Genomic DNA, 10,691 nt, shown 5'->3' with positions numbered 1-10,691 from the left:
CCTTCATCGTTGGTGTGGAGGTCGTGGTTGGTCATTGTCACCGTGGTGGTTGCCTGTTCTCGCCCTGCTTGTGTCAGTTAGTGAAGGTTATCCCTTGGTGTCCCACTTGAGCCTGACACAGAGGGGTTCCACGTCCGCTGAGGTGCCGTCGGGCAACGTCGGGTAGATGTGGAGCCGGTCCGGGTGTGCGAAAACCTTCCGCATGGCGGTCTGCTTAGCTTCCACGGTGTCGGACAGGAGGTTCCCGGCGCCGGTGTCGAGGCATCCGGCCGCACGGTCCAACGCGTCCTGGATGGTGTCGAATTCTGAGGCGCTGGCAACCAGGGTGTACCCGACGGTTGCCCCGTCGGTGGTGTTGTGGATGATGATCCGCATCTGGGCCTCCTGTGAGGTGGCGCCCTGTGTGCCTGGGGTGTACGGTCGCCCAACAAGCACATCTAGGACTGTTGGATCAACATCCAGCCCCTGTGCGCGACCCATAACCAGATCAAGCACCGGTGGGCGGTGCGCACCGACCGCCGGATGTGGTCGGGCCGCAACCGAGGCCGCACCGGAAACCGGGGTGGGGCCACGGACCCGGATGGGGACCCATCCCCAACCCCGCACCCGTAACTGGCCACCCCCAACAAAGCCCCCACCCGCTTGCGCCGGGTCTCTATCCCCGCACGGCCAGAACCCGACCCGGGCCCCTGGCCCGAGCCCCCGCCACCCCCGAGGCCGTGGGTGAGCCCTGGTCCTAGAGTCACTCTCACCCCTGTATTTGCCTCCAACAGGGGGGGGCTCACCCACACCCAGACACCGGCCGGCCCCAGACACCGGCACCCAGACCGGCCGGGGTTCGCCGCACACCATGACCAGCCGCGACACCCGACCCGTCAACGCTCCGGCGCAGGGGCAGGCACCGGCCCTCAGGCCGAAGGCCGTGGCCGTTCGCAGCAGAGATTGACCGGCCGCGACACCGCCAGGCGTCAACGCTCCGGAGGAGTGGCCTTTGACGGCCGCTAGGCCGTGCCTGTGCCGTGGGGCCCTTCGGGCCCAACGGGCCCATCGCTACCCCGACCACACCTCCCCGGTTTCCTGATAGCCGCCGACCCGCCGTCGCAGCGGAGCGGGTCAAGGTGGAGCGCCACTGACGCGCGAAACGCTCGATGGCGACGACCTTGAGGCGCGCAGCGGAGACGGCCACCATCAAGCGGCAGGAAACGGGGAAACCACCCGCACAAGACCAACACCCCACGGGCACACCCCACCCATCGAGTGCCCAGAGTTCTACCTCGGTGCCCCGGGCCCAGGCCCGTCGGGAGCCCCGGTCGAGGAGCAGGGTGCCGTTGACCGCGGGTGCTGAGCGGGCCGGTTCCTGGGGTTGGTCCACCACCACGCCGTACACCAGCATGTACCGCCCGTTCTCCGGCAGGGGAGGACGCCGAGGAGCGAGTGGTCGCCTTCGGCGGGCTCGGGACTGGGGGAGGGCACAGCGGTCGGGGGCAGGTATCGCGGTGTCGGGTGGGGCGGTTATCGGCTCTGGGTGAGGCGGTGTGTGCGCTGAGCATTCGTCCATGGTGTGCCGAATTCTCGCTAAAAACTACCGGAATAGTAGGTTATTCTTCCGCCTGTGGTCAAGGCCACGGTCGCGACGGGGCTGGTCGGGAAATTCCTACCAAGGTGGTGGGATAGTCTCTGATCAGCTCAGAAGTACCCAAATCGGGCGCTCGGGTCACATCGGCGCCGGGCCACATCCCGGCCTCGGTGCTCCCCCGCGATTCCTCATCCCTCGATCTCGAAGGAGTGCACCATGCGCACGCCCCCGACCCTCATTGGCGCGGCCGCCCTCATCCTGGCCCTCGCCGCCTGCGGTGCCCCCAGCGAGCAGGTCCCCGAGACCTCCGACGCCTTCGACGGCGGTGAGGCCCCGCTCCGGGTCGGCGTCAACCCGGTGCCGCACGGCGACATCCTCGCCTTCATCGACGAGAACCTCGCCGAAGAGGCCGGCCTCGAGCTGGACATCGTGGAGATCGCGGACTACAACGCGCCCAACGCGGCGCTCGTGGACGACGACCTGGACGCCAACTACTTCCAGCACCGGTCGTTCCTGAACGAGTGGACCGAGAGCGGTCCCGACGCCGACCTCACCTACATCACCGACGTCCACATCGAGCGCTTGGGCCTGTACGCCGAAGACGCCGAGAGCGCCGAGGACCTGCCCGAGGGCGCCGAGATCGCGGTCCCGAACGACCCGGCCAACCTGAACCGCGCGCTCACCATCCTCGAGGCCGAGGGCCTGATCACCGTCGATCCGGAGGCCGGTGAGACCGCCACCGAGAACGACATCACCGACAACCCGAACGACCTGGTCGTCACCCCGTTGGAAGCAGCTCAGCTGCCGCGTTCGGTCTCCGACGTGGACGCCGCGATCGTCAACGGCAACTACGCCATCGAGGCCGACCTGGCCGAAGAGGCCAACACCCTGGCCTGGGAGCCCGAGGGCGACGACTACGTCGAGAAGTACGCCAACGGCCTCGTCGCGCTGGACGAGAACACTGACGACGAGCGTGTCCAGCTGCTCGCCGAGCTGCTCCACGACGAGCAGGTCCTCGAGTACATCGAGAGCACCTGGCAGGGTGTCGTCCTGGCGGTCGACGCCGACGGAGAGATCTCCGAGTAGTCCCAAGCGCCGTAGTCGGCGCCCTCCCACCCCCTCAGGGCGGTGGAGCCCTCCCCGGCTCCACCGCCTTTTTCGTGTGCGCACCCGTGCGGCATGCCGCACGTCGAGTGTCCTGGATCACAGAACGCCGGTTTGCGCCATCTTCCACTAAACCTACTTATTAAGTAGGGTTTTGCCGTCCGAATCCCCGTCCACCCGCAAAGGAACCTCATGAGCATGCATAAGTCCGTGCTGTCGACCGCCGCCGCGGTACTGGCGACCGGGATGGTCGCGACCGCCTGCGGGGGCTCCGGCGCTGAGGGGAGCTCCGGCGACCCGGACGCCTTCACGCTCGGCTATTTCCCGAACATCACCCACGTCCCCGCGCTGGTCGGGGTCGAGAACGGCACCTTCGACGAGGCCCTCGGCGACGTCGACCTCGCCACGCAGACCTTCAACGCCGGCCCCGACGTGATCAACGCGCTCTTCGCCGGGGAGATCGACGCCAGCTTCATCGGCCCGAACCCTGCCATCAACGGCTGGGAGCAGTCAGGCGGCACCGCCCTGCACATCATCGCGGGCTCCACCTCCGGCGGTGCCGGACTCGTGGTGCAGCCGGGGCTCGACGACACCGGGGACCTGCCGGGTACGACCCTGTCCACGCCCCAACTCGGCAACACCCAGGACGTGGCCCTGCGCTGGTACGCCCAGGAGCAGGGCTGGGACGTCGATACCGAGGGCGGCGGCGACCTGTCCGTCCTGCCCCAGGAGAACTCCGAGATCATCGACTCCTTCCTGCTGGAGCAGATCGACGGGGCCTGGGTGCCCGAGCCCCACCTGAGCCGACTGCTGCTGGAGGGCGACGCGGAGCTGCTCATCGACGAGCAGGACCTGTGGGAGGAGACCGGTGGCGACTTCGTCACCACCCACCTGGTCGTCAACGCCGACTTCCTGGAAGAGCACCCCGATGTCGTGGAGGACCTCCTGCGCGGCCACATCGAGACCATCGACTGGATCGGCGAGAACTCCGAGGAAGCCCAGGAAGTGGCCATCGACCACCTGGCCGAGCTCACCGGCGGTGAGCTCGGGCCCGAGGTGGTCGCCTCCGCCTTCGACAACGTGACCTTCACCTTCGATCCGGTCGCGCCCTCGCTCCAGGGCGGCGCGGACCACGCGGAGGCGGTCGACCTTCTCGAGCCGGTCGACCTGGACGGCATCTACGAGCTCGACCTGCTCAACGGCCTCCTCTCCGAGGGCGGCCGTGAAGAGGTCGACGGCCTGTAGGCCACCGGACTGCCCGGTCCCCGAGCCGACGGTGGCGGCGGGGGTGGTGGTGAGGTCGGCCCGCCAGCCCTGTCACCTTTGGTGATCTAGGTCATGCTCCGTGGGTTGTTCCAGGCCACACCCAGGGTGCGGTCATTGCGCAGGGTGACCGTCTGCCGGTTGGCGGGGGTGGATCTCGGGATGAACTGCGGATTCCCACGGGCCGAGACTCACTCCGGGTGGTGGGGGAGCGGATTCGGGCTGGTCACCGCGGCGGGAATCGCGGCTGATGGCGCTTCCACAAAACCTACTTATTAAGTAGAGTTTTCCTCGTTCCTCCGCAGGCACCCCGATAAGGACCTCCGAGATGCGTGTTTCCGCGACCCCGCTGAGAGCCGCCGCGGCTGCCCTGGCCCTAGGCCTGGTCGCCACCGCGTGCGCGGGCGACGACGCCGCCTCCGACGGATCCGGTGTCACCCTCGGCTACTTCCCGAACATCACGCATGCCCCCGCCCTGGTCGGCGTGGCGAACGGGAACTACGACGAGGCCCTGGGAGACAAGGAGTTCGACACCCAGACCTTCAACGCGGGCCCCGACGCCATCAACGCGCTGTTCTCCGGGGACGTCGATGCCGCGTTCGTCGGCCCCAATCCGACCATCAACGGATGGGCCCAGTCCGAGGGCGCCGCTCTCAGGGTCATCGCCGGTTCGACCTCCGGGGGCGCTGGGCTGGCCGTTCGGCCCGGTATCAACGAAGCCGACGACCTGCGCGGCTCCACACTCGCCTCTCCGCAGCTGGGAAACACCCAGGACGTGGCGCTGCGCTGGTTCGCCCAGGGGCAGGGCTGGGACGTCGACACCGCGGGTGGTGGGGACGTCTCCGTCATCCCGCAGGAGAACCCGGAGGCCGTGAACTCCTTCGGACTCGGCGAGATCGACGGGGCATGGCTCCCCGAACCGCACCTGAGCCAGATGCAGGTCGACCACGGGGCCGAATTGCTCGTCGACGAGACCGACCTTTGGCCCCAGACCGAAGGTCGGTTCGTCACCACGAACCTGATCGTCAACGCCGACTTCCTGGAGGAGAGCCCCGACGCGGTCAGTGCACTGCTTGAAGCGCACACGGCTTCTGTCGACTGGATCAACGACGACCCGGATCGGGGCCGGGAGGCGGCCACAGCGCACTTGACCCAGCTGACCGGTTCCACCCTGAACCCGCAGGTGGCTGAGGCCGCCTTCGAAAACCTCACGTTCACAGTCGACCCGGTGGCGAGTTCGCTTCGCTCCGGTGCGGAGCACGCGGAGGCCGTCGACCTGCTGGAACCCGTGGACCTCAACGGAATCTACGCCCTCGACCCGCTCAACGACGTCTTGGCCGAGGCCGGGCACGAGCCGGTCGCCGGACTGGAAGGGTGAAAGGCCCCATGACCACCATCACCGAGAGCCGCACCGGTACGAACGCCGTGGAGATCGAGGACATCTCCAAGGTGTTCGGGCGCGGCAGGGGAGCCGTGACCGCGATCGACGGCATGTCCGTCACCGTCGGGACCGGAGAGTTCCTGGCCATCGTCGGGGCCTCCGGCTGCGGAAAGAGCACCCTGCTCTCCCTCGTCGCCGGGTTGGACGAGCCCACCACCGGGGGCGTGGACGTGGGAGACCACCGTGTCGCCATGATGTTCCAGGAGGCCGCGCTCTTCCCATGGCTGACGGTGGGAGCCAACATCGAGGTCCCGATGAAGGTCAACAAGGTGCCCAAGGCCGAGCGCAAGCAGCGGGTGCTGGAGCTTCTCGACCTGGTGCGCCTGACCGGGTTCGAGCGCAAGCGCCCCCACGAGCTCTCCGGCGGTATGCGCCAGCGTGTGGCCCTGGCCCGCGCCCTGGCCCAGGACGCCGACGTCCTCCTCATGGACGAGCCCTTCGGCGCCCTCGACGCCATGACCCGCGACATCCTGCACGACGAGGTGGAGCGGATCTGGAGGGAGAAGTCGCTGACCGTCCTGTTCGTCACCCACAACGTGCGCGAGGCGGTCCGCCTGGGCAACCGGGTCGTGCTGCTGTCCAGCCGCCCGGGCAGGATCATCGACGAGTTCACGGTGGACGGTGAGCGCCCCCGCCGGATCGACTCGGCCCAGATCGCCGAGCAGGCCGCAGCCATCACCGACCGACTCCGCCAGGAGGTCTCCAGCCATGCCTGACACCCAGAACCGCGACAGCGCGGTCCAGGGGCTGGACGCCCTCGAACTCCAGCCCAAGCGCGGCACCAGCGACCGCAGCGTTCTGGAGGTCATCGGCGGCATCTGGGCGGCCACCTGGCCCAAGCTCGCCGCGATCGCCCTCGTCCTGCTCTCCTGGCAGGCCGTCGTGTGGACCGGGTGGCGGTCCGAGTGGGTGTTCCCGGGCCCGGACCGGGTGCTGCCCGTCCTGTTCCACGAGGTCACCACCCCCGAGTTCTGGGAGGCCGTACAGGTCACCATGCGCCGGGCCTTTATCGGCTTCGCGCTGGCCCTGGCCGTGGGTGTGGTCATCGGTCTGGCGGTGTCGCAGTTCAAGCTGTTGCGGGTGGCGATCGGCTCGCTGATCACCGGCCTGCAGACCATGCCGTCGATCGTGTGGTTCCCGTTCGCGATGCTGCTGTACGGCATCACCGAGTCGGCGATCATGTTCGTGATCATCCTGGGTGCCGCCCCCTCCATCGCGGGCGGACTGACCTCCGGTATCGACTACGTATCGCCCTCCCTGCTGCGTGCGGGCCAGGTCATGGGCCTGCGCGGCGTGCAGCGCTACACACTGCTGATCGTGCCCGCGGCCCTGCCGATGTTCGTCACCGGCCTCAAACAGGGCTGGGCGTTCGCCTGGCGTTCCCTGATGGCCGGTGAACTGCTGGTCATCATCAACCAGCAGAACTCCATCGGCTGGGCACTGAGCCAGGCCCGACAGCTCAACGACGCCGAGCGCCTGCTCAGCTACATCATCATCGTGCTGGCCATCGGCATCATGATCGACGTGTTCTTCAACTGGGCGGACCGCTCCCTGCGCCAGCGCTGGGGTATCACCAAGTAGCCCGGTCCCGGGCACCCCGAACCATCGCGGAGGCCGCGCGTGACACCACGCGCGGCCCCATCCGCCTCGTGGAGTGCCTGGCTGAGGACACGTGCGGCCCCGTGCACGGCGCGGAGCGGTCAGAACACCAGGTAGAGCGCCACGGCCAGGCCCAGGGCCGCCGTCGGCAGGACCACACTGACCAGGAAGACCGGCAGGTAGGCCCTCTTGTGTGTCTCGCCGCTGATCGCACGGATGGTGGTGACCACGTAGCCGTTGTGCGGCAGCGAGTCCAGACCGCCCGCCGACAGGGTGGAGACACGGTGCATCTCGCCCGGGTTCGCGCCCTGCGCCATGAAGTCCGGTGCCACGATCGGCAGTGCGATGCCCAGCCCTCCCGATGCGGAGCCGGTGATACCGCAGACCACGGAGACGAAGATCGCCAGCGCGACGATCGGGGGTCCCGCGATGTCGGTCAGCATGTCGAGGAAGGTGTCGAAAGCGGGGGTCTGGGCAGCCACGCTGCCGAAACCCACCACAGCGCACGTGTTGGCGATGGCGACCAACGAGTTCTGTGTGCCCGCGCCCATCGGCTTCCAGTAGCCGGTCACGAACCGGAGGTTGAGAAGCCAGGTGGCGGCGATCCCGAGGATGAGCGCCACCAGCACGGCGGTTTTCGCATCGATGATCTGGGATAGCGCGTTCAGCACCACCAGCACCACGCCGAGGGGGAGGAGGGCGAACACCGGCTTGGGCAGGTCGCGCCGACCGCTATCGTCCCGGTCCTGATCCCGCCCGTTGGTGCCGTACAGGGGACTCGCGGCAGGCAGTTCGAAGCGCTCACCGGCGCGCACCGCCCGTTGCAGCAGCGCGCGTAGCCACAGGCCGCCGACCGTCATGATGAGCAGACCGATGACCACGCCGACCGGCCCGCCAGCGGTCGGTGTGGTGTTGAAGAACTCGGTGGGGATGATGTTCTGGATCTCCGGTGACCCCGGCGAGGTCATCGTGAAGGAGACCGAGCCGAAGACCAGCGCCGCCGGGATGAACCGGTGCGGGTAGTCGGCCACCCGGAACAGCGAGACCGCGATCGGGTAGACGGTGAAGCCCACCACGAACAGGCTGACGCCCCCGTAGGTCATCACCGCGCAGGCGGTCACCACGGCGAACAGGGCCCAGTCCGGGCCGAGCCAGCGGCTGATCCAGTCCGCGATGGACTCGGCCGAACGGGTGTCCTGGATGACCGCGCCGAAGATCGCGCCGAGCAGGAAGACGAGGAACCACTGCCGGAAGTAGTCCGTGAACCCTTCCATGTAGTAGCCCGACATCGCGTCGTTCAGGTTCAGACCGCCGGTCACGGCGAGCAGAACCGAGCACAGCAGGGCGGCGATGATGATGTTGACGCCTCGCAGCGTCAGGACGATGAGCAGCGCCAGGGCTGTCAACAGGCCGATCATGCTCAGCATGACGAGACCTCTCCTCAGGTGGTGCGAGCGGGGTTCAGGGAAGACTGGGGTAGGGAACGGACGTGCGGTGGAGTGGAGCGGGCGGTGAGCGGGGCCGACAGGGCTTACACGTAGACGGTCCGGTACAGCTCCTCGATCTGTTCGGCCGAGGGGACCCGGGGGTTGTTCGCGGGCGAACCGGAGCTCAGGGCCTGGCGCGCCATCAGCGGGGTGAGCTCCCGCCAGCGTTCGGCGTCGATCCCGTAGTCCTTCGGGGTCGGAACCCCCAGGTCGGCGTTGAGTCGGCGCATCTCCCGGATCAGGGCTGACGTGGCCTCGGCGGTGGTGCTGTCGGGGGCAGCCACACCCATGGCCCGGGCGCACTCGGCGTACCGTTCGGGCGCCGCGGGCACGGAGAACTCGGTGACCGCGGGCAGCAGCATCGCGTTGGACAACCCGTGGGCGACGTGGAAGTGCGCCCCCACCGGCCTGCTCATCCCGTGCACCAGGGCGACGCTTGAGTTGGAGAAGGCCATCCCGGCCTGGGTGGCGCCGAGCATCATGGCCTCCCTGGCCGCACGGTCACCGGGGTCGGCGTGCACGGCACGGAGGTTTGCGAAGAGTGTGCGCATCGCCTCGCGGGCCAGGGCGTCGGTGAACGGGCTGGCCTTGGCGCTGACGTAGGCCTCCATCGCGTGCACCAGCGCGTCCACCCCGGTGTCCGCGGTCAGCCGCCGCGGCATGCCCATGGTGAGTTCGTAGTCCACTAGGGCGGCCCGGGGCAGGAGCGCAAGCCCCGCACAGAGCATCTTCTCGTCGTTGTCCACGTCGGTGACGATGCTGAACCTGGTGGACTCGGAACCGCTGCCCGAGGTCGTCGGCACGGCGATCACCGGGAGAGCGGGCGCGTCGGTGACCACCGGTGCTTTGTAGTCGCGCATCCGCCCGCCGTGCGCGCCCAACAGGGCCACGGCCTTGGCGGTGTCGATGGGGCTGCCGCCGCCCACGCCGACGAGGGAGTCGAAGTCGCCCTCGCGCAGTGCCCGCACACCCGCCTCCACCACCGTCGTGGTGGGGTCGGGCACGGTCTCGGAGAAGACCCCCGAGGTGAACCCCGCCGCGCGCAGGCCGGCCAGCACGTCCAGGAGGAACGGCTGTTCGGCGATGAAGGGGTCGGTCACCACCAGTGGTTTGGACAAGCCGAGGGAGGCCAGGGCGTCGGGCAGTTCGGCCGAGGCTCCGGCGCCGATGCGCATGACGCGCGGCAGTGCGATGGCTGCGCTCACTTGGGGGGTACTCCTCGAGGTCGTGTGGGCGGACGCTGCTGGCAGAGGTGGTGCAGAAGAGTGTGGCGTCCGCCACTGTGATGGGGAAATGTGTGATGGACACAGGTGTGGCGCCTACGGGTGTGGTGCGTGAGGGTGTCGTGGCGCCGCGGGGGGCGTGGCCGGTCGGCTCAGTGGTCGAAGTGTGGCCATTGTCACCATGGGGTGGTGCGGTGTCCAGTGCCCGGATCAACACCTGGCTGTCTGCTGGAGGACACGTTGAGCGCCGGGCGGAGGGCTCCGATGATCCGCCCCGCCCGGCTTTCCACACTTCCGCTCAGCTGTGCACCAGCGGGGTGTCCACCAGGTGCTCGGCCACGAACCAGGCCTCGAGCTCGTTGGTGCGGATCACGTCCGAGACCAGGACGTCGTTGCTGCCGTCGTCCCCCATCTCCTGCACGCGCGCGGCCGCGTCATGGGCCTCCTCCAGGACGGTCTCGTGCGCCTCCAGCAGCCGCGAGAGCATCGCCGGAACCTCCTCGACCCCGTTCGGCGGGCGCGGGATGTTGGTGATCTCGGCGACGTGCCTCGGGTCGCCGACCGCCACACCGCCCAGAGTCTGGATGCGCTCGGCGACGGTGTCGATGAGAGCGGTCTGCTCGTCGGCGTGCTTGTCCATCAACAGGTGCAGCTGGTAGAAGGTGTGTCCTCGCATCAGCCAGTGGTGCTTCTTGTACATGTCGTGCAGGATCCGCAGATCGCACAGCACCTGGTTGAGTCGCTGACACGAGTACATCCGGGCGTCGTAGGACAGCCCGACCGGCAGCTGGCGGACCGTCCCGAACTGCTGGATCTCCGCACCCCTCTGGTGGAGCCACGGCTGGCTGCTCCGGGGCTTGGGTGTCTGACTCGCATGCTGGTCGGCAGTGGTCACGGCTGGTTCCCCCTCCGGTGGTACTGAACAAGCTCCGCCCGCCAGTCTTTTCCACCGACAGTTGTCGGCAGAGAAACCGAATCCCATGTGCCGGCAAGGCTTT

The 10,691-nt window shown here is 68.2% G+C and carries 9 protein-coding genes; 5 read left to right on the top strand and 4 right to left on the bottom strand.

Annotation, left to right across the window (positions count from 1 at the left end; translation table 11 throughout):
* Positions 1-87 precede the first annotated feature (87 nt).
* On the bottom strand, positions 88-375 hold the full coding sequence (locus tag ACYVD1_RS29505) for a hypothetical protein (protein WP_460777790.1): 288 nt from the start codon (positions 373-375) through the stop codon (positions 88-90).
* Between the two features lie 1,417 nt (positions 376-1,792).
* Between ACYVD1_RS29505 and ACYVD1_RS29500 the strand changes: the two genes are divergently transcribed.
* The 5 genes from ACYVD1_RS29500 to ACYVD1_RS29480 all read left to right on the top strand — a co-directional run bounded on the left by ACYVD1_RS29500 (position 1,793) and on the right by ACYVD1_RS29480 (position 6,965).
* Entirely contained in the window at positions 1,793-2,662 is an 870-nt protein-coding gene (locus tag ACYVD1_RS29500) for a MetQ/NlpA family ABC transporter substrate-binding protein (RefSeq protein ID WP_460777789.1), read from the top strand.
* Between the two features lie 210 nt (positions 2,663-2,872).
* Positions 2,873-3,925, top strand: coding sequence for an ABC transporter substrate-binding protein (locus ACYVD1_RS29495; RefSeq protein ID WP_460777788.1), 1,053 nt, complete (start codon positions 2,873-2,875; stop codon positions 3,923-3,925).
* 346 nt (positions 3,926-4,271) lie between these two features.
* On the top strand, positions 4,272-5,321 hold the full coding sequence (locus ACYVD1_RS29490; RefSeq protein WP_460777787.1) for an ABC transporter substrate-binding protein: 1,050 nt from the start codon (positions 4,272-4,274) through the stop codon (positions 5,319-5,321).
* An 8-nt stretch (positions 5,322-5,329) separates the two neighbouring features.
* Positions 5,330-6,100 carry an ABC transporter ATP-binding protein gene (locus ACYVD1_RS29485; RefSeq protein WP_460777786.1) on the top strand — a complete coding sequence of 257 codons (771 nt, stop codon included), beginning with the start codon at positions 5,330-5,332 and terminating at the stop codon, positions 6,098-6,100.
* Positions 6,093-6,965 (top strand): ABC transporter permease, encoded by an 873-nt coding sequence (locus tag ACYVD1_RS29480; RefSeq protein ID WP_460777785.1) that lies wholly within the window; start codon positions 6,093-6,095, stop codon positions 6,963-6,965. Before ACYVD1_RS29485 ends, ACYVD1_RS29480 begins: the two co-directional genes overlap by 8 nt.
* 119 nt (positions 6,966-7,084) lie before the next feature.
* On the opposite strand, the gene ACYVD1_RS29475 is transcribed toward ACYVD1_RS29480, so the two are convergent.
* From ACYVD1_RS29475 to ACYVD1_RS29465, 3 genes are all read right to left on the bottom strand, one after another.
* Positions 7,085-8,410: a GntP family permease gene (locus ACYVD1_RS29475; protein WP_460777784.1), complete on the bottom strand. Its 1,326-nt coding sequence runs from the start codon at positions 8,408-8,410 to the stop codon at positions 7,085-7,087.
* Between the two features lie 104 nt (positions 8,411-8,514).
* On the bottom strand, positions 8,515-9,675 hold the full coding sequence (locus tag ACYVD1_RS29470; protein ID WP_460777783.1) for an iron-containing alcohol dehydrogenase: 1,161 nt from the start codon (positions 9,673-9,675) through the stop codon (positions 8,515-8,517).
* A gap of 316 nt (positions 9,676-9,991) precedes the next feature.
* Entirely contained in the window at positions 9,992-10,588 is a 597-nt protein-coding gene (locus tag ACYVD1_RS29465) for a Dps family protein (protein ID WP_460777782.1), read from the bottom strand.
* Positions 10,589-10,691 lie beyond the last annotated feature (103 nt).

The sequence above is a fragment of the Nocardiopsis nanhaiensis genome, from assembly GCF_054778635.1.
This window is presented reverse-complemented; position numbering and strand designations above follow the sequence as displayed.

Bases quoted from the DNA above. Each gene is read 5' to 3' on its own strand.
- ACYVD1_RS29480 (WP_460777785.1), top strand. From the start codon at position 6,093: ATGCCTGACACCCAGAACCGCGACAGCGCGGTCCAGGGGCTGGACGCC.
- ACYVD1_RS29485 (WP_460777786.1), top strand. From the start codon at position 5,330: ATGACCACCATCACCGAGAGCCGCACCGGTACGAACGCCGTGGAGATC.
- ACYVD1_RS29500 (WP_460777789.1), top strand. From the start codon at position 1,793: ATGCGCACGCCCCCGACCCTCATTGGCGCGGCCGCCCTCATCCTGGCC.
- ACYVD1_RS29505 (WP_460777790.1), bottom strand. From the start codon at position 375: ATGCGGATCATCATCCACAACACCACCGACGGGGCAACCGTCGGGTAC.
- ACYVD1_RS29490 (WP_460777787.1), top strand. From the start codon at position 4,272: ATGCGTGTTTCCGCGACCCCGCTGAGAGCCGCCGCGGCTGCCCTGGCC.
- ACYVD1_RS29495 (WP_460777788.1), top strand. From the start codon at position 2,873: ATGAGCATGCATAAGTCCGTGCTGTCGACCGCCGCCGCGGTACTGGCG.
- ACYVD1_RS29475 (WP_460777784.1), bottom strand. From the start codon at position 8,410: ATGCTGAGCATGATCGGCCTGTTGACAGCCCTGGCGCTGCTCATCGTC.